The sequence below is a fragment of the Oceanobacillus sp. CFH 90083 genome, assembly GCF_009389585.1.
In the GTDB taxonomy this organism is placed as follows: Bacteria; Bacillota; Bacilli; order Bacillales; family Amphibacillaceae; genus Oceanobacillus.
On sequence record NZ_VIYG01000013.1, the window covers coordinates 67988 to 89863 of the forward strand.

The 21876-nt window shown below is 37.8% G+C and carries 19 protein-coding genes; 18 read left to right on the top strand and 1 reads right to left on the bottom strand.

Translation table 11 applies throughout. The features are described from left to right. Positions 1-96: 96 nt before the first annotated feature. A complete protein-coding gene (locus FLK20_RS17260) occupies positions 97-1374 on the bottom strand; it encodes a glycosyltransferase family 2 protein (RefSeq protein ID WP_152657834.1) in 1278 nt (425 codons plus the stop codon). A 398-nt stretch (positions 1375-1772) separates the two neighbouring features. On the opposite strand from FLK20_RS17260, the gene FLK20_RS17270 reads away from it, so the two are divergent. From FLK20_RS17270 to FLK20_RS17355, 18 genes are all read left to right on the top strand, one after another. Continuing rightward, positions 1773-2843, top strand: a complete 1071-nt coding sequence (locus FLK20_RS17270) for a C45 family autoproteolytic acyltransferase/hydrolase (protein ID WP_152657835.1) — start codon at positions 1773-1775, stop codon at positions 2841-2843. Between the two features lie 220 nt (positions 2844-3063). After that, a complete protein-coding gene (locus FLK20_RS17275) occupies positions 3064-4257 on the top strand; it encodes a M20 metallopeptidase family protein (protein ID WP_152657836.1) in 1194 nt (397 codons plus the stop codon). Positions 4258-4308: 51 nt separating this feature from the next. Then, positions 4309-5910 (top strand): ABC transporter substrate-binding protein, encoded by a 1602-nt coding sequence (locus FLK20_RS17280; protein WP_152657837.1) that lies wholly within the window; start codon positions 4309-4311, stop codon positions 5908-5910. Between the two features lie 135 nt (positions 5911-6045). Then, positions 6046-6990, top strand: a complete 945-nt coding sequence (locus tag FLK20_RS17285) for an ABC transporter permease (protein ID WP_152657838.1) — start codon at positions 6046-6048, stop codon at positions 6988-6990. Positions 6991-7048: 58 nt separating this feature from the next. Then, positions 7049-7900: an ABC transporter permease gene (locus FLK20_RS17290; protein ID WP_152657839.1), complete on the top strand. Its 852-nt coding sequence runs from the start codon at positions 7049-7051 to the stop codon at positions 7898-7900. A 17-nt stretch (positions 7901-7917) separates the two neighbouring features. Next, complete coding sequence (locus FLK20_RS17295; protein ID WP_152657840.1) at positions 7918-8937, top strand: ABC transporter ATP-binding protein; 1020 nt, start codon at positions 7918-7920, stop codon at positions 8935-8937. Next, a complete protein-coding gene (locus FLK20_RS17300; RefSeq protein ID WP_152657841.1) occupies positions 8937-9941 on the top strand; it encodes an ABC transporter ATP-binding protein in 1005 nt (334 codons plus the stop codon). The genes FLK20_RS17295 and FLK20_RS17300 overlap by 1 nt, the downstream gene beginning before the upstream one ends. Positions 9942-9970: 29 nt before the next feature. Further along, positions 9971-10405, top strand: a complete 435-nt coding sequence (locus tag FLK20_RS17305) for a hypothetical protein (protein WP_152657842.1) — start codon at positions 9971-9973, stop codon at positions 10403-10405. 390 nt (positions 10406-10795) lie between these two features. Next, entirely contained in the window at positions 10796-11575 is a 780-nt protein-coding gene (locus FLK20_RS17310; RefSeq protein WP_227995114.1) for an ABC transporter permease, read from the top strand. Between the two features lie 437 nt (positions 11576-12012). Continuing rightward, on the top strand, positions 12013-13272 hold the full coding sequence (locus FLK20_RS17315; protein ID WP_152657843.1) for an NAD(P)H-dependent oxidoreductase: 1260 nt from the start codon (positions 12013-12015) through the stop codon (positions 13270-13272). Positions 13273-13466: 194 nt separating this feature from the next. Further along, the gene (locus FLK20_RS17320) at positions 13467-13823 is read left to right on the top strand and encodes a PTS glucitol/sorbitol transporter subunit IIA (RefSeq protein ID WP_152657844.1); all 357 of its coding nucleotides are present in this window, start codon (positions 13467-13469) and stop codon (positions 13821-13823) included. 69 nt (positions 13824-13892) lie between these two features. Continuing rightward, the gene (gene srlA / locus FLK20_RS17325) at positions 13893-14435 is read left to right on the top strand and encodes a PTS glucitol/sorbitol transporter subunit IIC (protein ID WP_152657845.1); all 543 of its coding nucleotides are present in this window, start codon (positions 13893-13895) and stop codon (positions 14433-14435) included. A gap of 17 nt (positions 14436-14452) precedes the next feature. After that, positions 14453-15496 carry a PTS glucitol/sorbitol transporter subunit IIB gene (srlE, locus tag FLK20_RS17330; RefSeq protein ID WP_152657846.1) on the top strand — a complete coding sequence of 348 codons (1044 nt, stop codon included), beginning with the start codon at positions 14453-14455 and terminating at the stop codon, positions 15494-15496. A gap of 25 nt (positions 15497-15521) precedes the next feature. Beyond that, a complete protein-coding gene (locus tag FLK20_RS17335; RefSeq protein WP_152657847.1) occupies positions 15522-16580 on the top strand; it encodes a zinc-dependent alcohol dehydrogenase in 1059 nt (352 codons plus the stop codon). Between the two features lie 33 nt (positions 16581-16613). Continuing rightward, entirely contained in the window at positions 16614-17615 is a 1002-nt protein-coding gene (locus tag FLK20_RS17340; protein WP_152657848.1) for a 2-hydroxyacid dehydrogenase, read from the top strand. A 105-nt stretch (positions 17616-17720) separates the two neighbouring features. Beyond that, complete coding sequence (locus FLK20_RS17345; RefSeq protein ID WP_152657849.1) at positions 17721-18104, top strand: transcriptional regulator GutM; 384 nt, start codon at positions 17721-17723, stop codon at positions 18102-18104. Between the two features lie 146 nt (positions 18105-18250). Then, a complete protein-coding gene (locus FLK20_RS17350; RefSeq protein ID WP_152657850.1) occupies positions 18251-19192 on the top strand; it encodes a sugar-binding transcriptional regulator in 942 nt (313 codons plus the stop codon). Positions 19193-19780: 588 nt separating this feature from the next. After that, complete coding sequence (locus tag FLK20_RS17355) at positions 19781-21847, top strand: BglG family transcription antiterminator (protein ID WP_152657851.1); 2067 nt, start codon at positions 19781-19783, stop codon at positions 21845-21847. Positions 21848-21876 lie beyond the last annotated feature (29 nt).

The following is a 21876-nucleotide window of genomic DNA, read 5'->3' on the forward strand; positions in this document are numbered from 1 at the left end:
TGGAAAACATCAAACTCAAACATAAATAGAGAAAAAACAATGGCTACTCTCTATCCTTTTGGATCCCCCCTTATTATGATAGAAAGCAAATCGATTTCACTTCAATGATTTCAAAAATTCATTCCAGTCCGGGCGGTTGGTTTTTGTGATGCTCTCTTTATGCTCCCGTACATTATAGACAGTAAAATCATGATATTGGAAACGATTGCTTCGGATTAATTGGTTGAGCACACTGACATCTTCATAAAGCCTGCCGTCATTTAAGGGGATGACTGGAAATCCGCCGACCTTTTTTAAAGATAAAGTCCGGTAAATTCTCGGCCCAAGGGGAAAGGGATACGAGAGCAGGTCTGCTCTTCCGTGGATCATACTTCCTTTTGTGATTCCTTTAAAGAGAACATCTCCTTCTAACTGTTTCCACTTGCGAAGGTTGCCATATAATACAGATACATCTTTGGTAAGATCCGCCAGGTATTTTTTTATAACAGAAACAGCATCCGGATCCAGCCAATCATCGGCATCGAGCTCCAGGATAAAATCTGAAGTCACATGAGCCAGTAATTGATTAAGGGCGATTGCTTTTCCTTCATTCTTTTTGCTAAACAGACTCACTGGTTTTCTATCATTCCATGATTGAAGCTGATGATAGGAGTTGTCTGTTGAACCATCATCTATGATGAGTACCTGTTCCGGCTGTTCATTTTGAAGCAGGCAGGAAGCAACTGCTGTTTCTACATACTTTTCCATATTATAATTGGAAATGAAGATAGATAAACTTGGATGTGTTGTTTGTATTTTAGTTAACTGGTATTTTTGCATAAATTTTTGTTTTTCGATCGTATTGGCAGAACGGTTCCTCCTTGACTGGACCACAAGGTCATTTCTGTTTAATGTCTTTGAATTCATATGGTTGGAAAGCCAGGCAGGAAATAGTGCCTCCTTAAATGGAAGCTGGAAGGTTGATAAAAATCGTTGCTTTTTAAGAAAGGCAGCAGATACTAATAATGGGCGATGAACAGTAATATTTCGGTTTCGGTCAACGGTGTTTAAGAATGGTTCCGATTGGGAAAGGTGAAGGGAATCAGCCTGAATAGAAGGAGAAAGATAATCCGTACCATGGAGGAATAGTACATAGGAGCTGCCGATGGTATGCATTATATCATTCAATGTTTTCCCAAGATCATTATCTTTCAATGGGATCCATTGTATATGCTTAAAACTGCTATTCTCCTGCCTTCTATTTAGAGACATATCCTGTGCATGAAGAACTATAATAGAATGTAATCTGAATTTAATTTTTTCTAAAGAGACTAAAGCTTTACGGATTGCTGCCGGATCCGAATAATCGGCCAGGATGGCAGTTATATCTTTCAATAGAAAGCCTCCATTCTTTTGCGGTATTCATGCTTATGTATATGCTGTTTTCTTATTTTTATCACGATAGAATCAAGGCAGCTCCGAATAAAGGATTAAAGGGGAAATGAAATGGTAGTAAAATTTCCTGCATATGTAATATTATTGATTTTCAATTGCATAAAGCTTTTGCTATGAAGCAATCTCAGTCTTATTCTATGTCTGCATGTGAAGGGTGCTTTAAAAGAAACCGGTTAGAGAGGGGATGGCTGATTTCTGGAGATGCTTTATCAAATGATGCTGCATGAGTGGGTAACGTTACCCTATATATTATCAAAAGTATCGGATGGTGAAACGAGCATTTTGAGCAGATATGCTTGATAATATAAAGTATGCTAAAAGCGGAAAGGAGTTCTTTTATGAAAAAGGTTCGTACAAAAGTCATTCCATTTCGGGGAACGCATTACCAATATGGCTATCACCAAGGTACGTTATTGAGAAATCATATTTTATTAAAAAACCGTGAAAATCAATGGAAGGTAAGGAAGCCGCTCTTTTCTATTAATCTGGAAGAAACGAAACGTATATTTCAAGAAATAGCTCCAGCAATATGGGAGGAATTATCAGGCTTTGCAGATGCGCTCAAATGGCCGATGGAGCGAGTGCTGCTTGAATTTGGAGGATATCGGGTTAAATTGAACCGTTCAGGCTGCTCTATTCTAACAGGTTCCGACTATTTAGTAAGAAATTATGATTATCACCCTAAAACTTACGATGGTATTTATTCGTTGTTTCAGCCCGCAGATCAAGGATATGCTGTGATAGGTGTTACACAGAAAGTAACGGGCAGATGTGATGGAATGAATGAAAAAGGGCTGGCAATGGGATATACCTTTATGCATCGTAAACGTCCCAAAAGCGGCTTTGTCTGTCATATGATCGGGCGAATGATTTTAGAAACCTGTGCCAATACAGATGAAGCGGTTTCCTTGCTGAAGCATATTCCGCATCGTGGGTCATTTAGTTATGTATTATTTGATAAAAATCATACAGAATCAACAATTGTTGAAGCTTCGCCAAGAAAGGTCGAGGTGAGAAGGGGAGCAGCTTGTACAAACCATTTTCAAATAATGGAGGAGGAAAACCGTCATTATCTGAAGGATTCGAAAAGGCGATTAGAAATAATGGAAAGCAGCCAGGCAAATTCTTTAAATGGAAAAGAAGCTTTTCAACTGTTAAATGGAACAGAAAACGGCGTATTTTCCAAACTATATGGACAGTGGGCCGGGACGATACATACTGCTGCTTATTTTCCATCAACCTTAGAGGCATGGCTTGCTCTCGGCGGTAATCAGGAGCCGGTGAAATTTGATTTTGCTTCATGGTTAAATGGGGAGGATTTTCCGGTTTCTGAAGTTACTGGCATGGTGGAAACGGATATGCCATTTGTCCATATGGAGAAGGCGGATTGGTATAAGAGGAGTAAGTGAACTGGCAATATAGCAACGATATGTCATTTGGAAACAGTTTTAAGAAGAAGTTATGTCTTTTCAGGCACAATTTCTTCTTTTTTTTCATATAATCTTTCTAAACCTAGTTGACAACTAGGAATTATGCGTTTAAACTAATATAAAATTTCATTCCTTGAATTAATTATTTAGATGAAGCGAAATAGACAGATAATTGGAAAAGTAAATGGAGGATGGGAAAATGAGTAACGTCAAAGAAAAAACAATTCATTCTATTTTTGAAGAATTTGATCAGTCCTTTGAGGAGGTCAGGGGCTGGAGAAGATACATGCACCAGCATCCTGAACTATCTTTTCAGGAAGTACATACAGCAGAATATATAGAAGAAAAATTAAAAAGCTTTGGATTAGAGGTTCAAAAAAATATTGGCGGTCATGGCCTCATTAGTGTTTTGGAAGGAAAAGAGCCTGGAAAGAAAATTGCATTACGGGCTGATTTTGATGCATTGCCGATTGAGGATGAGAAAGAAACCCCTTATAAGTCCACGAAACCGGGTATCATGCATGCCTGTGGACATGATGGGCATACGGCAGCTCTTCTGGGCGTGGCGAAAGTAGTCAGTAAATATAAAGAAAAATTAAAAGGAAGCATCGTATTTGTCTTTCAGCCAGCTGAGGAAACACCGCCAGGCGGAGCTAAATTTATGATTGAAGAAGGAATTTTAGATGATGTAGATTATGTCTTCGGGGCACATCTTGCTTCTGATATACCAGTTGGAAAAGTTGGAGTGGGAGAAGGCTACCAAATGGCAGCAGTAGATAAATTTGCGATCGATATTAAAGGTCATGGCGGTCATGGCGCCCGTCCGCATCAGACGACGGATTCACTTGTGATTGGAACAAGTGTTGTCGAGGCCCTGCAAAAGATTGTCAGCCGTCAAATTGATCCGCTGAAATCCGCAGTCGTTACAATTGGTGTTTTTCAAGCAGGAAACGCATTTAATGTTATCCCGAATACCGCTCGTATTGAGGGGACTGTCCGTACCTTTGATCCGGAAGTTCGCGATCAGGTGGAAACAGAGATTCGTTCCATTTTGGATGGAATCACGAGTGCATTTCACGCAACCTATCAACTGGATTATTTAAGAGGATATCCTGCATTGTTTAATCATAAGGAGGAAACCGATTTAGCCAGAGAGCTGTTTAAAGAAGCTTTTCAAGAAGAAAATGTCATTGAATTTTCTCCGACGATGGGAGCAGAAGACTTTTCTTATTTTCTGGAAGCAAAACCAGGAACCTACTTCCGTGTCGGCTCACAAAACGAGAATGAAGCAACACATTATCCGCATCATCATCCGAGATTCGATATTGATGAACGCGCATTAGTAAATATTGAAAAATCATTTGTTTCCATTATCAGTCATTATTTATTTTAAACGAAACACAACAGCCGGGTATAATTCATTAACAACGAGGAGAAATGCAGAATGAACAAGCGATTAAGCAGATTATTAATTTCCATTTTTACAATATTATTTTTAGCTGCCTGTGGAAATCAAGATCAGTCGGCAGATGGAGCAGGGGATAACAAGGAGCCGGCGGGAGATCCGGTGGAAGGGGGCACCTTGACGGTTGCATACCCTTCTGAACCCGATACACTTGATTGGATGGCAACGGGAGCAACACCTACACGGGATATTGCCTGGCATATTTTTGAGCCGTTACTTGCCTTGGATAATGATTATCAGGTACAGCCAATGATTGCAGAGGATTTTACAGTCAGCGATGATGAGACGCTTTATACAATCACATTAAGAGATGATGTGAATTTTCATGATGGTTCTACTGTGACAGTAGAAGATGTAATTGCATCTTTAGACAGATGGAGAACGATTTCATCGGTTGGCAGAGAGTCTGATAGATTCATTAAATCTGTTACAGCGATAGACGACAAAACAATTGAAATTCAATTGTCAGAAGTATATAACGCATTTTTATCTGATATGGCAGCGCCAAAAAATGCATTGATGATTATTCCTGCTGAAATTGCTGAAGAGGCGGGAGAACAGCCATTAACACCGGAGCAATTGATAGGAACAGGACCTTATCAATTTGATAACTGGGATCGTGGAAGTGAAATTGTTTTAACTAAATTTGAAGATTACACTGCGCGTGAAGAAGCCGATTTAGGCGGATTGACAGGAGAAAAAGTTGCTTACTTTGACCAGCTGGATTTTCAGATCGTGAAAGATCCGCAGGTCGCAATTAACGGTATTAAAACAGATTTATATGACTATGCTTTATCCATTCCCAATGATTTATATGAGGTTGTAGAAACAGATCCTACGATTGATCCGGTCAGCTATATCAATGGCTATTCTACGATTACACCGGATAAATCAGAGCCGCCATTTGATGATATTAAAGTGCGAGAAGCTTTACATCTTGCGTTAGATAAAGAAGCAATTGCAGAAGCTACCTATGGAAACAGTGATTTCTATTCCTTTGATGGAGCATTATTTGATCCGGAGCAGACACTGCTTTATTCCGAAGAAGGTACAGAGAATTATTTAAACCATGATCCGGAACAGGCTAAAGAACTGCTGGAGGAATCTGATTATAATGGAGAGTCACTTAAAATAATGCATTCTAATGATTCAGAGACCTATAAACGAATTTCACAGGTGATGAAGCAGCAGTTGGAGGAAGTTGGATTTACCATTGAACTCGTACCGTTGGAGTGGGCAACATATTTAGAGCAGTGGTCTGATCCGGCGAATTGGGATATGGTTGTTGTCGGCTGGTCAACCCGATTCTCTCCGAATGAACTGGGGATGCTGGTCAATGATACCAACAGCAGCGGCTGGTATGACAGTGAACGCTGGAGAGGCTTGATTGACGACTGGGCCGTAGCTTCGGACGATGAAGAAAGATTAGATATTTTATCAGAGATGAATCAAACGGTTTGGGAAGAGCTCCCATTTATTAAAGTGGCTAATGAAACAAGGCTTGATATTAAAGGAGAACAGGTTCAATTAAAGGAAACTTGGGTTGGGCCGAGATTCTGGGGAGCCTGGAAGGGTGAATAAATAAGAGGATAAAGAAGCCATGTCCATTCATTATGTTGATATGGCTTCTTTTTCTATTACGAATGTAAACGTATGCCGGCAGCATCCGCTTGTCAGAAGCCGATACGGTAAAACAGAAAATGAGGTGAATGGAGTTTGTTACAATATACAATTCGTCGGCTTATATCTATTATTCCAGTCATGCTGGTTGTAAGTATTATAGTGTTTATGATTGTCCATTTGACTCCGGGAAATCCGGCTTATCTGATTCTTGGGGAGGACAGCTCACAGGAGGCTGTCCAGCAGCTGGAGGAGCAGCTGGGATTAAATCAGCCAATTGTTGTCCAGTTTTTTGACTGGGTTATTAATGTGTTTAAAGGAGACTTGGGAGAATCGGTTTATTCCTCCGAGCCAGTTCTATCTATTATATTGGATCGGATCGGACCTACCTTCAGTGTGATGCTGATTTCGATGATTTTTACGTTAGTTATTGCTATACCAGTTGCGATTTTTGTTGTCTGGAAGCGGCAAACTGCTTTAGACCCGTTATTTATCTCAGCATCTCTACTAGGTGCATCTATTCCGGAATTCTGGTTTGCTATGTTATTGGTGTTGGGGCTGGGCGTCAGTATTCCGATTTTTCCAGTAGCGGGCTATATACCAATGGCAGAGGGGGTACTTCCATGGCTACACCATTTAATTCTCCCTTCATTCGTTCTGGCAACAGTAGAAATTGGTTTAATATCGAGAATGCTGCGTGACGGGATGTTAGAGGCTGTAAATCAGGATTATACGAAAACTGCTCGGGCAAAGGGGATAAAAGAAAGTGCTGTACTGATGAAGCATGTTTTTGCGAATGCTCTAATCCCGACAACTACCGTTATTGGCGTAACGATTGCCGGATTATTAGGAGGTACAGTTATTATTGAAACGATATTTACCATACCGGGAATTGGCCAGCTACTCATTGATTCGATTCACCGGAGAGATTACCCGGTAATTCAGGGCGTTGTTTTATTTATTGCTGTTATCTATGTTGTTATCAATTTACTGGTAGATTTGCTTTACGGTCTGCTTGATCCAAGAATTCGTTACGATTGAGACGGAAGTGCACCATAAAAGAAATGGTTTTATTTTATTGAAAAAAGGAGATATCCCTATGCTGAAGAAAAAAAGAAACATTGTTGCTCTTTCTGCTCTGGTGTTATTAACAATAGCAACGATAACAGCCAATATCTGGTTACCTGTTTCTCCTGGCTTTATAGATGCCGCGCAGCGTCTGCTTCCTCCATCAGGGACACACTGGTTTGGTACTGATCATTTTGGAAGAGATGTCTTTGCACTGACGGTGGTAGCAGCAAGAGTCTCTTTGACAGTCGGTTTTACAGTTGCTGTATTAGCAACCGTACTGGGAACAATTACAGGTTTGATAGCAGGCTATTATAAAAAAGCAGATTTCATTATTATGCGCATTATTGATGGTATGCTCGCCTTTCCTTCTTTACTTCTTGCATTGGCACTGGTGGCAGCGTTGGGGGGAAGTGTAACAAATATCATTATTGCTTTAACTTTTTCATTCTGGCCTGTAATGACACGTATTGTACGGTCAGCGGTTTTACAAATTAATTCCATTCAATATATTGAAGCAGCAAAAACGTCCGGGGTCAGTGATCCGGTTGTTATATCCAAATATGTTTTGCCGAATGTGCTGTCTCCGATAATTGTCCAGGGCACATTTATTTTTGCAAAAGCAATTCTTGCAGAAGCTGCACTAAGCTTTTTGGGAGTCGGAGTAGATCCATCAACGCCAACCTGGGGGAATATGCTTCAGGAATCACAAATTTATATTTCAATGGCACCGTGGATTTCTATTTTTCCAGGCCTGGCAATTGTGATTACGGTACTTTCTTTAAATATGCTTGGTGATGGATTACGTGATGCATTCGACCCGCATGCAAAGAAAAATAAAAAAAGAAAGCAGCGTTTCGTTAAAACGAAAATGGCATCATAAGAGAGGAGGCAGTATGCATGCTTGAGGTGAAAAATCTAAAAACCTACATTGATACGGGAAGTGGAACAGTAAAAGCGGTGGATAATGTATCTTTTCAGATTGAAGCAGGAGAGACCATCTGTATTGTAGGTGAATCAGGAAGCGGAAAAAGTGTATTAGCACATTCCATCATGCAGTTAAATCCTTCTCCTCCAGTCTTTCACCCGGAAGGAGAAATACTATTTGAAGGAAAAAATCTGCTTGATTTGAGTGAGAAAGAGCTACGCAGAATAAGAGGTAATGAAATTTCTATGATTTTTCAAGACCCTATGTCCAGTCTGAACCCTGTATTTAGAGTTGGAGACCAGCTGATTGAAGCAATCCGTTCTCATGAAAAGGTATCTAAAAAGAATGCCAAAAAGCGGGCTTTGGAGCTTTTAACAGATGTTGGCATCCCCGATCCGGAGCGGAGACTGTACGATTATCCGCATCAATTTTCCGGAGGGATGCGCCAGCGTGTTTTAATCGCGATTGCACTGGCAGGTCGTCCCAAAGTTTTAATTGCCGATGAACCAACCACAGCACTCGATGTGACCATACAGGCACAAATTCTGGAATTAATGCGTTCGATTCAGAAAAAATATGAAACAGCGATTATCTTAATCACTCATGATCTTGGAGTAGTAGCGCAAATTGCAGACAAAGTGCTTGTTATGTATTCAGGCAGAATTGTCGAGAAAGGAAGTGTCTCGGATATATTTTACCGCTCCACGATGCCCTATACCTGGTCTTTACTTCGATCCCTGCCGCGTATTGATGCAGATGCATCAAATCGGTTGATACCAATTCAAGGGCAGCCGAGTAATTTAATTGATCGTCCTAAAGGCTGTCATTTCGCGCCAAGATGTCCATTTGCTACAGAGGCATGTTTAGAGATTGATCCTGCGTTAACGAAACGTGGAGAAGGACATTGGGCAGCTTGTATATTATCTGAAGAGGAATTTTCTAATAAGAAACAAGAGCTTGAGGTATATGCTCAGAAGGGAGCTGTAAAATAATGTCTGAGCCATTACTGGAATTAAAAGATATAAAAATGTATTTTCCCATAAAAGAAAAAGTATTTAAAAAGCCTGTCAACCATGTAAAAGCAGTGAATGGAGTCAGTCTGACTGTCCGAAAAGGTGAAACCCTGGGGATTGTGGGTGAATCCGGCTGCGGTAAAAGTACATTGGCACGTACCATTGTCGGACTATTGGAGCCGACATCTGGTGATATTCTTTTTGAGGGAGAAAGCATTCTGGGCTACAACAAAAAGCAGATGCATGAGCTGCGCAGAGATATCCAAATGGTATATCAGGATCCGTACACCAGCCTGAATCCAAGAATGAAGGCTGGAGAAATTATTGCAGCACCGCTGAAAGCATTTAAAATGACAAGTAATTTAAATGAGCGGGTGTATGAATTATTAGACCTTGTCGGCTTAAAAAGAGAAGATGCGGATAAACTCCCGCATCAATTTTCTGGAGGACAGCGTCAGCGGATAGGTATAGCGAGAGCACTTGCTCTGAATCCAAAGCTGTTAATTCTGGATGAACCGGTAAGTGCATTGGATGTATCCGTGCAGGCACAGGTAATTAATCTTTTAGAAGATTTGCAGGAAGAGCTGGGGCTGACTTATGTATTTATTGCACATGATTTATCTGTAATTAAGCATATTGCTGATAAAGTGGCGGTAATGTATCTTGGGAAAGTCATGGAATTATCTGATAGTGACACATTGTATCATCATTCCAAGCATCCATATACAAATGCACTCCTGTCAGCAATCCCATTACCTGATCCTGAGAAGGAAAGACAGCGCCAGCGCATTATGCTGAAAGGAGAGCTGCCGTCTCCCGCTAATCCGCCATCCGGATGTATTTTTCATACGAGATGCCCGATTGCTCAAGCATTCTGTAAGCAGCATATTCCTGTTTTAGAAGAAAAGGATGGGAATAATCCTAATCATCAGGTTGCCTGCTTTTATCCGCAGGAAACCGAAGCGATTGTCAACAGTCAATAATTAAATTTAAGGAAGAAAGGAATATGTAGATGAGTCGACCAAAAATTTCTCAGATGGAAGCGTATATAATTGAAACGCTGCGCACGAATGGAATAACAAATGAAGAAATTATTCATGACGTAAAAGTAAAAGATGTATCGAAATGGAAGCAAATCCACGAAAAGTTTGATTTTGAACAGTTGATTACATTAGCTGAGAAGGACTTTGAATCCTTTGAAAAAGCAATTAATGAGGGGTATGCAGTTAAATTTGTTACAGTTGGCGGTCTGGAGAGATTATTGAGGCTGAAGTTTCAAAAAGAACCGGGGAAAGCCTATCAGAAGCTCGAAACAGGTGCTAAAGAACTTGATTTGGATGAGGTATCTCTCCAGGAGTTAAAACAGATGCTTTCAATTAATTGGAAGGTTGAAAAAGATACGCAAGGGGTATCGGTATTGTTGAAAGAGCAGAAGGATTTTAATTAATATTTGCCGGAGAAGCGCTATGGACCTGATTTTTGGGTTTGTAGCGTTTTTATATTGTTTGGAAAGATAGAATATCGTTTTCTTAATAACAGATAAATTAGCAAATAATGTGAAATTTTTAATTGTTTAAAATAATCATTGGCAGAAAGCGCTTTATATTTATAATACTTTTACGCAACAAATGATTTTATATGTAACATATATTACAAATATTGAATCGATTATATTTACTAAAAGAGGTGATGATCATTGGAATGGCAATAAAATTAGAAATGCTGCGATTCTTAGTATTATGATGGTTGCTGTTGCAGGAGTCGTGTTTGGGCGCAAAATCGTATCTTTAAAAATAAGAATTATGGCTCTTTGTCTGGAAAGCCAAAGAAACTGAAGATGAATGATAATAAATTGGTATCCACTTTATTATCAGTGTTTTCAGGCTTTATCGTATTAGTTCCATTTTTAGCATTAATTACTGTATTTCTGCAATCCATTGCCACGACACGGGGGAGAGATCCGTTGCCAAATGGATACACCTTAGCGCATTATCAAAATGTATTTTCAAATACGTTGTCCAATATACAAAATACACTAATACTTGGTTTAGGGGCACTTGTCATTGCAATTGTCGTAGGGGTGTTAATTTCATACTTTATTGTTCGGCATAAATCTTCCGGACTGGACTTTCTAAGCACCTTACCGTTAATCGTTCCAGGTATTGCTTTAGGTATTGCGTTATTGCAAACATTTAATGTTGCTCCGCTGCAATTAACTGGAACAGCGACGATCCTGATTATAGCCTATGCGATAAGAAGGCTGCCTTATATGGTAAGATCTACTGTCGGTACCATGAAGGCGATCAAAGAAGATATTGAAGAAGCGGCAGTTAATCTGGGAGCTTCCAGCTTAACAGCAGCGTTAACAGTAATTGGCCCATTAATGCTTCCGGGAATAGCTGCCGGGTCGATACTTGTATTTGTAACAGTTATTAAGGAGACAAGTGTTACCATACTTTTGGCACCTCCAAGCTGGGCACCATTAAGTTTAGCGATCTTCCAGGATATTTTAAGAACGCAGTATTATACCGCTGCAGCAATGTCAATTATTTTAGTGGCTTTAGTTTTAATATTACAAGGTATTGCTAAATTCATTTCAAAAAAAGAAACCTATTAAAAGAGCCTGCTGCATAAATGTTTGTGCAGCAGGTTCTTTAGTAAGTTCATTAGTCTTCCATTCAAGTGCCGCTCATCTGCTCACCCAGTACATATGTATCCTGTTGTATATAGACAGACTGCGAAACACCTTTTGCAGATACGATATAGCAAAAATAATGCATTTCTCCTCCATAAACGGTAATTCACTTTAGGTTAAAAAACGCTTATTAATAGAGTTCTTTTAGTAGATAGTGACAGATGATTTTCAAAACCAAGAATTTTTAGTTGACAATCAAAATGTAACATCATATAATGAAAGCGTATTCTCACATATGATATGAATTGTAACATATGTTACAAAAATTAATCATAAGTGATTATTTATAACGTATGTTACATATTAATTTTTTATAAATGTAATGTATGCACTTTGGAAAATCATAAGGAGGAGTTATCATGTCAATTTATCAAGAGCTTCAAATAAGACAAAAAGAAAATAATCCAATTAAAGTAGGTGTTATTGGTGCGGGTCAAATGGGATTTGGTCTGATTTCACAAATATCCCGAATTCCTGGAATGGTCGTTGGCGGTGTATCGGATGTTGATAAAGGAAGAGCGCAAAAAGCTGTTGATTTTTATCAATCTCAAGAAAATTTAAAGATTAGTACATTAGTATCTACTGATTATCGTGAAGTTATCCAATCCTCCAATGTAGAGGTGGTCGTTGATGCAACGGGAGTACCTGAAGTTGGAGCAAATATTTCTTTAGAAGCATTAAACTCAAGGAAACATCTGGTTTTATTGAATGTAGAAGTAGATATAACGATCGGTTCCTATATGAATTCATTATTCCAATCTGCCGGTCTTGTTTATTCTGGTTCTGCTGGAGACGAGCCCGCGGCAATTGTGGAATTATATGAATTTGCTAAGACAATGGGAATGGAAGTTGTTGTTGCAGGTAAAGGTAAAAATAATCCATTTCAACCGACAGCTAATCCTGATACAGCAGCTGCTGAAGCAAAATCTAAAAATATGAGTGCACATATGCTTGCTGCGTTTCAGGATGGAACAAAAACAATGGCGGAAATGAACTTATTAAGTAATGCAATTGGTTTGGTTCCCGATAAGGTTGGCATGCATGGTGTTGATGCCAATTTGGATAATGTAGCTAAAAAACTGGATTTAAAAGAGAATGGCGGCGTTTTAGATAGTTTAGGAATAGTTGATTATGTAAATGGTTTAGCGCCGGGAGTTTTCGTTATTGTAAAAAGTGATTTGGAGCCTGTTGATGAAGAGTTGCGTTATTTGTTGAAAGTAGATAAAAGCCATGGTAACCATTATACCTTATATCGTCCGTATCATTTAGCGAGTTTAGAAACGCCGGTTACGATTGCGAAGGCAGTTTTACAGCATGACACTTCCATTCATCCATTGGGAGCACCTATCTCAGAAACGGTGACAGTAGCTAAAAGAGATATTAAGGCAGGAGAAAAATTAGATGGGATCGGTGGTTATTCTGTGCGAGGTGTCTTGGAAACACATCAGGATATGGAAGCAAATGGACATATTCCAATTGGTCTAATTAGTGGAAATGTAACCGCTAAAAAAGATATTAAAGAAGGTCAATTCTTAACATTGGATGACATTGAACTTGATCCTTCCACGACAGTTTGGAAATTAAGAGCATTACAGGATCATATGTTTTCCGGTAAATAACTTTGTTAATATATAGAATCTGCCGGGAAATGTCAAGGGTATGAACTATAAAGGTATCGTATTTAAGCCGTTTTACTTTAAAATAATTTTTCGGATAAGAGTATTCCATAACATGTATTTATTTAGACATATCTGATGTTTTTAAATCAAAAGCTGACAGATTTTCTGTTATCACACAATAGGAGGAAGATATTATGGTAAAAACGCATATTCTTGAAATTGGTGCGCTTGTACCGGAATTTGAAGAAGAAAACTTATTAGTACTTTTTAATGAAACAGTTCCGCCCGAGTTAAAGGATATTTCAGTCGTTCATCGTTTTGATGAAACACCTGATAATGCTTTAAAACCAGGTGGAGCATTAGTCATTGGAGATAAAGAATACAAAATTGAAAAGGTAGGGGATGAAGCTAATCCAAATTTAGAAAGCTTAGGTCACCTTTCCATTTATTTTAAAGACGACAAGAATGAAGAAATCTTACCAGGGGCAATTTTAGTAACACCAAGTGATTTTCCAGTTTTAACTGTGGGTGATGCTATTGTAATTAAATAAAATTCGTCATTTTTTAGGGGCAGTTTCTTCTGGATGGTTGTTAATCTTTTATGAGAGGATGGAAGTTATATGGATTTTATGATAACGGTTGCTGATGGCTTTATTGGAATGTTTGAAGCTGGCGCTGAAGTATTTATGGGGTATATGACAGGAATTATACCCTTATTAGTAACATTAATCACAGCTGTTAATGCATTAACAAAAATGATTGGAGAAGAAAGGATAAACCGATTTCTTCAAAAAATCACAAAATATGCTTTGTTGCGTTACACCCTTGTACCATTTATAGCTGTTTTCTTCTTTACAAATCCGATGTGTTATACAGTTGGACGATTTATGCCGGAAAAATATAAACCTGCATTCTATGATTCTGCGGTTTCATTCGTGCATCCGATTACTGGTCTGTTTCCGCATGCAAACTCTGCCGAATTATTTATCTGGTTAGGTGTTGCAACTGGGTATACAGCAGCAGGCGGCAGCCAGTCACATTTAGGTCTTATGTTCTTATTAACTGGTCTGCTTGTCATTTTAATGAGAGGCTTAGTGACAGAAAGAATCAGTGCCTATATGTTTAAAAAACAAGGATATGAGAATATCCTGGATGAAAAGTGATATAGGGAGGGAATCTTATGACGAATCATAAAACGGTTAGAATATCCAAGGGGAAATATGGCTGGGGCGGACCGCTTGAATTAACGCCGACGAAAGAAAAGAAATATGTCATCAGTGTTACTGGCGGAGGCATTCATCCGGTAGCAGAAAGGATTGCGAAGCTTTCTGGAGCAGAGGTTGTTGATGCATTTAAAAATCCGGTGGATAAGGATGAAACCTTAGTTGCGGTTATTGATTGCGGCGGAACGGCACGTTGTGGAACGTATCCGAGATTAAGAATACCTACCGTTAATATCAAAACAATGAGCCCGTCTGGTCCGCTTGCGAAATTTATGACAGAAGATATATTCGTTTCAGGTACAACTGTCAATGATATTGAATCTGTTGACGGAGAAACAGCTGCTGAAGTAACGAAAAGTGATGAAACAGCTGAACGGAAAGAAGCAGAGACGGAACAGAGCGAAGAAACGGTTGTCACGGCATCTGAACAAACGGAAAACAGCAGTGCAAATAATGGCAATGGGAAAAAGAAAGGTATCATGGGTCTTATAGATACGGTTGCTAAAGTTGCGGGAAATTTTATAAATATTCTGTACCAGGCAGGCCGTGATACCATTGATACGATTATTAAAAATATCATCCCATTTATGGCGTTTGTTGCCGCGTTAATCGGAATCATTAACTACACTGGTATCGGAGAAATATTAGCAAATGTATTCGTACCGCTGGCAAATAATATTGGCGGGCTGCTTATTTTGGGTGTTATTACAGCGCTCCCATTTCTTTCTCCGCTGCTTGCACCAGGTGCTGTTATAGGTGCCATTATTGGTACATTAGTTGGGAATGAAATTGCGAACGGTAACATTAATATGAGTATTGCACTGCCGGCATTATTTGCAATTAACGCACAAGTTGGAACAGACTTTATTCCGGTTGGTTTGACTTTAGGAGAGGCAAAGCCTGAAACAATCAGTGTCGGAGCACCGGCTATTCTTTTTTCCAGAGTAATCACAGGGCCATTAGCAGTTGTCATTGCCTATTTTATGTCGTTTTTATTGTAAAAAGCTTGAGTGAGGAGGAAGCGAGATGTTACCAGATTCATTTCGTTTTGGGGTTCTTGAAAAAAAGGGAAATATGGAAGTGCGGGAAGAAAAGCTACCTCATTTAAAAGAAGATGAAGTACTGATTAAGCAGGAAGCATGTAATATCTGTACAACTGATTACCAACAATGGCAAGGGAAACGCGAGCATCAAGGTTATCCGATGGCAGGTGGCCATGAATGTTCGGGATTAATTGTTGCTAAAGGAGCAAAAGTAAGTAATTCTTTAAAAGTTAGAGATCGAGTCTGTGTTATATATGATTATTGCGGAGATTGTGATAGTTGTAAAAAAGGTGACATTACTTCTTGCAGAAATATTCAGCAATTTGGGAAAAATTACTCCGATCAATACTATGGTATTTTTGGATTTGCAAATTATTTTATAAGGAAATCTAAAAGTGTTGTAAAAGTCAGTGCCGATTTACCTGCTCCTGAAGCAAGCTTTGTGGAACCATTATCATCCGTATTAAAAGGAATACGTAAACTTCGTATACATTCAGGGTTTGATACAGTAGTTGTTATTGGTGGAGGTACAATGGGACTGCTGAATGCAGCAGTTTCACAAGCAATGGGTGCAAGAGTGATTGTATCAGAACGAAATCCAAAAAAGGTAGAGAAAATGAAACAAATGGACTTAGAATTAATTGATGCGAATATCACTGATCCGGTAGAGGAAGTAAAAAAGCGGACAAATGGTAATGGTGCAGATATTGTAATTGTCGCAGTCGGCACTTCTTCTGCAAATGATCAAGCTTTAAATATGATTAAAGATGATGGGGGAAAGATTCTTTTATTTGCAGCAGGCTATCCAGCCCCGGAATTAAATGTAGATTCTAACAGTATTCATTATAAACAGTGTGAGCTTATCGGCACGTATGGATCAAGTCTGGATGATTTTAATAATGCAGCTAAAATGCTAAGTGAGCGCCGGATAGATGTCAGTCCTTTAATCGAAGAAGAGGTTCCATTAACCAGAATTCAAGAAGCCTTTGAAAAAGCGGGTACTCGTGGAAATTATCGTGTATCTGTTTTGCTTCACTCCTAAGTATGCGGAAAATTACAATTGGAAGGTGAAAAAATGAAGTGTTTAGCAATTGCTGATTTATTTATTGATAAGCAAATGATGGTAGAAGGCCTTGCCAGTCTAAAAGAATTTGGGATAAATGTGACTGTGAGAGAATGGAAGCATAAGGATTTAGAAGAATTGCAAAATGATAATATTAAATTAGAGTATCAAGGTAGTGAAGCAATTGTACTTCCAGCAGAATTAACAGAAGGACTGGAAGAATTTGATATTATCATTACCCAATTTGCACCAATTGGTAAAACAGTTATTGACCAAAGTGAAAATTTGAAATTATTAGGAGTCCTTCGAGCAGGTATCGAAAATGTAAATCAAGCATACGCAGAAGCGAAAGGGATTACAGTTCTTAATACGCCTGGCCGAAGCATTACAAGTGTATCTGAGTTTACAGTTGGAATGATTCTGTCCGAAATTCGCAATATTGCTCGAGCTAACCATAAATTGAAAAATGGTAAATGGGAAAAATATTTTCCAAATGGTGTTCTGGCGCCGGAATTAAAGGAATCAACCATAGGTCTAATCGGTTACGGAGCCATAGGTCAACGTGTCGCAGAATTACTACGTCCTTTTGGCGGTAAAATTTTATTCTACGATGAGTATTATCAAGGCAGTACACTCGATAAGCAAGTTGATACACTGGATGAATTAGTGAAAGAAGCTGATATACTGTCGATGCACTACCGTTTGACGGAGCAAACAAGGAATATGATTAATAAAGAGCATTTTAATTTGATGAAGAGAAATGCGGTTTTGATTAATACTGCCCGCTCTGGATTAATTAATGAACAGGATTTGGCTGAAGCATTACATGATAGAAAAATTGCCGGTGCGGCAGTGGATGTGTTTAATGTAGAACCATTACCAAAAGACCATCCGTACAATAATTTAGATAATATTACGATTACACCGCATATTGCAGGCTCGACAGTCGGTAACTTTGCCAATTCACCAGTTATATTAAGCGAACGTATTATCGAGACGTTAAAGTTAAAGTGAAAGAATCATTACTCCATATAATGGATGGCTTACCTTTCACTCGCGGTTTTTTATTTGCACCATTTTTTATTAAAAATATATAAATCAAAATAGGAGGGGAAAGAAATGAATCCCTTACCATTTCTTATACTATTAATTGTTGTTCTTATGATTCAAGCATTTACAGGAATGATACATGTGAAATATTATCAGAACAAAATAAAAAAGCTTACCCAAAAATATAGTGAAGGTTATCTTGGGGTCGGGATGACAAAAAAGATGTTTCGGGTTGGGAAGGTAGCTATTGTTGTTACTAATAAGGAAGGAATTATTCAAGAATGTAATATTTTATCGGGGCTTACCGTTCTTTCAAGGTTTGCTAAATATAAAGAATATGTCGGAGAGAATATAAAACAGATTAATTGGAAAAAGAAGAAGCATAAATTAGTTGTTCAAGATGCAATTAAACGAGTTGAAGAACAAATGAAACGAAAAATAAGTGTAAGCTAAGCCTGTGCGAGTTAGAAGTTATTGGTATATCATTTATCAGAGAGCGATTTATCAAGGCAGTATTTTTTGACTCATTATTTTTCTTCATTGAATAAAATGATATAATAATATGTAAACAACTTTTAACAAGAACAGGGTGTCATAAAATGTCCTATTTAGACGATCGTAGATTATTGATTAAGATTGCGCATATGTACTATGAGGCAGGAGAAACACAATCAACTATTGCGCAAAAAATTGGAGTTAGCCGGTCATTAATATCGAAGTATTTATCCAAGTCCAAGGAATTAGGTATCGTTGAAATTATTATTCATGATGAAGATTACCATACGGTATCCAGTCTGGAAACAAAGCTGGAAACAAAGTATGGACTGCGTGAGGCAGTTTGTTTGCCTGATACAGATCAAGGCAATATGAAAGCACAGCTGGGAGCAGCAGCAAGTAAATATTTGCTAAGAATGATCAGGGATAATCAAGTTGTGGGAGTATCCGCAGGTACGACCTTGTATGAAGTTGCAACAGCGATGGCATCCAGTCAGTATTTTTCAAATGTATGCTTTGTTCCCATTGTTGGAGGAATGGGTAATGAACGGTTAGATATACATGCCAATCATATTGTTGCAAAGCTTGCAGAGGCATTAAAAGCAACCTATCATCTTTTACATGCTCCCGTTGTTGTTGATTCTAAAGAAACAAAAGAAATTATGTTAAAACAGTTGTCTATAAAGAACACTCTGGAAATGGGAAACAAGGCAGATATTGCCCTTGTAGGCATCGGCGGATCTCCAGAGCATTCAACGATGGTTAAATCTTATAAAGATTATGGTATTATAGATGATTTAAATGTGGAAGAAATCGCTGGAGATATTTGTTATAACTTTATCAATGATGAAGGAGAATTGGTAGAAAATGAATGGAATGAAAAGACAATCTCTACCAATATTAATAAGCTGAAAAAAATTCCATTAGTAATAGGCGTAGCGTCAGGAAAAGAAAAAGTAAGAGCTATCAAAGCTGCTCTGCGTGGAGAACTGGTTCATGTTTTAATAACGGATGAAATGACAGCAAAACAATTACTGGATGATTAATTTGTCGCTTAGCTGGAATCATTATGCTGGTTTAGATGATAAGCTGCTCATAGAGAAGCATGGTACTGCTAACCAGATTATTCAGAATCGGAATTCTATCAATTGATATTCTTGATTTATTCCATCAATCAAGAATAATAGAATTTATCTAATGTTTATCAATGATTTTTACATAATAATGCATTGTATGTTTCATAACTTAAAACATAGGGTTTTAAGTTATGAAATTCAATGTGATTTAAGAAATATTTCTTTAAAAGCCCCTGTTCGGGCTTTTTTTATGCTCAATATTGGTTGAATATATAGTATATGAACGGCAACAAACAGGAAAAGATTTTAATACTTCTTACATTAGTTCTTTTGTATAACGATTGTTTTTATGCAGATATAAAAGATATATTTAATGAATTATATATTCAAATAAGATAAGTGCTAATATTTGGTATGTAAATGTTTGTGGCTTCTATTGTATAATAAAGATACATCATCACAATCATGTACAATGATGTTACAAAAACTTTGTTTATAAATGTGTTAATAAAGAACAAATGATATGATACAGTATTAATAAGCAAAGGGGATTATTTTATGCAGCTAGATATAAGAAGCCGTCTTATTATGCAATCACTATTGAGAAATCCTTTTATTACAAGCAAAGAACTAGTGGAGCATCAACAAATAAGCAAGAGACAATTAACCTATTCATTATCTAAAATTAATGAATATTTAAAAATGAAAGGGTTTCCAAGAATAGTAAGAAGTAAAACAGGTCTTTTTATCATTCCTGATGAACTGTTTATCCAACAGCAGCATCAATCCAAAGCGGCAGAGAATCACCAGGATTTTTTCACGGAAGAACAAAGAATCTTAGTTATCATATTGATGACTTTAACTTCAGCTGAAGAACTATCCTTAATTCATTTTGCTTCATCGCTAAAGGTAAGTAAAAACACGATTTTGAATGATTTAAAGAAAGTAAAAGAATATGTACAACCTTTTGAAGTTGACTATATGTATAACCGGACAGACGGTTACTTAATAGCAGGTGATGAGTATGCTGTTCGCAAGCTGTTGATCTCCATCGTACGAGAATGCATGGAGATGAGTAACGGAGATCAATTTATAGAGCAATATGGACAAGTTAAGGAGGCGGATATTCAGGATATTGCAAATAGACTGGTGGAAATTGAAGACAGACTCCAGTTAAAGTTTACTGATGATAGAATGACAATCATGCCTTATATGATCGCCTCTATTTTAAGAAGGGTCAGGTTAGGGCATTCTATTGAGCATTTTCAACTGCGTTATGAAGAAATTGCGAATACGAAAGAGTACCTTGCTACAGAGGAGCTATTTTCAGATTATAAATATGTTTCAACAAATGAACGCTTGTATATAGCATTGCATTTGCTTTCAACTACATTGCATTCTTCAGAGTATGCAGATGAAAGTGTACTGCCGCAGATTAGAGAAGCGATTGAGTTATTTTTAATTGAGTTTGAGAGACAGGCATGTGTGATTCTGAAGGATAAGAAGCAGTTAATCAGTCAATTACTGTTACATGCAATGCCTGCTTATTATCGGATTAAATATCGTTTGAGTGAATTAAATCAAGTTGATGCATCGTTTACAAAGGATTTTAAGGAATTACATTATTTAGTGAAAAAGACACTTACTCCTTTTGCAAAGTTATTTGATCAGTCAATGCCTGAAAACGAAATTATTTATTTTAGTATTTTAATAGGCGGATGGTTATCTAAACAAGGTGATAACGTTGCTGAGAAAATCAAAGCGATTGTTGTCTGCCCGCATGGCACATCCATTTCCAAAATGCTGATGAATACTTTGAAACGAATATTTCCAGATTTCATCTTTCTGGGGGCTATGTCGTTGAGAGAGTTTCATGAATATAGGCATGATTACCATATCGTTTTTACCAATGTCCGTTTGCAAACAGCTAAACGTCAATATTTCATTAATAAGTTTCCAACAACTTCAGAATGGAAAAAGTTACAAAAACTTGTAGTTAATGATTTATACGGATACACACCGCAATCACCAGATCTGGACATTATCATGCAAATTGTTGCGGAAAGTTCAACTATCCAGGATAAAGCTAAGCTAAAAAGAGAATTAGCTGCTTACTTGCATGGTCCCAGCGAAATTTCTAAATTTCATTTAAATGTTACTAAGCGGAATTTAGTACAAATGATGGAAACAGGCCATGTTCAATTTGTAGATTGTGTTAAAGGTTGGAGGGAAGCAATTTATATTGCAGCACAACCGCTGATTAGGAATGAAATTATTAAACCGGAATATAGAGATGCCGTTATAAAGGATTATAATTATGAAAGCGATTACTTGTTTTTGGGAGATAAAACTATCATACCACATACAGATCCAGCGTATGGAGCTTTAAAAGTAGGGATGAGCTTTCTAATTGTAAAACAGGGAGTTAAATTTTCAAAAAATAAGAATGCAAATTTCATTGTACTGTTATCTGCTATTGATCGTGAACAGCATTTGCGGGCGTTATTGCAGTTAACGGATATAGCTCAAAATAATCAACAAATCAATCAAATTATAGCAACTGCTTCCCACCAGCAGATACAAGAGCTGATAGAGCAGTTTATCGAAAATGAAGAAGATGAATAAAGTGACGTTTATATCGTGATGGAGGAATG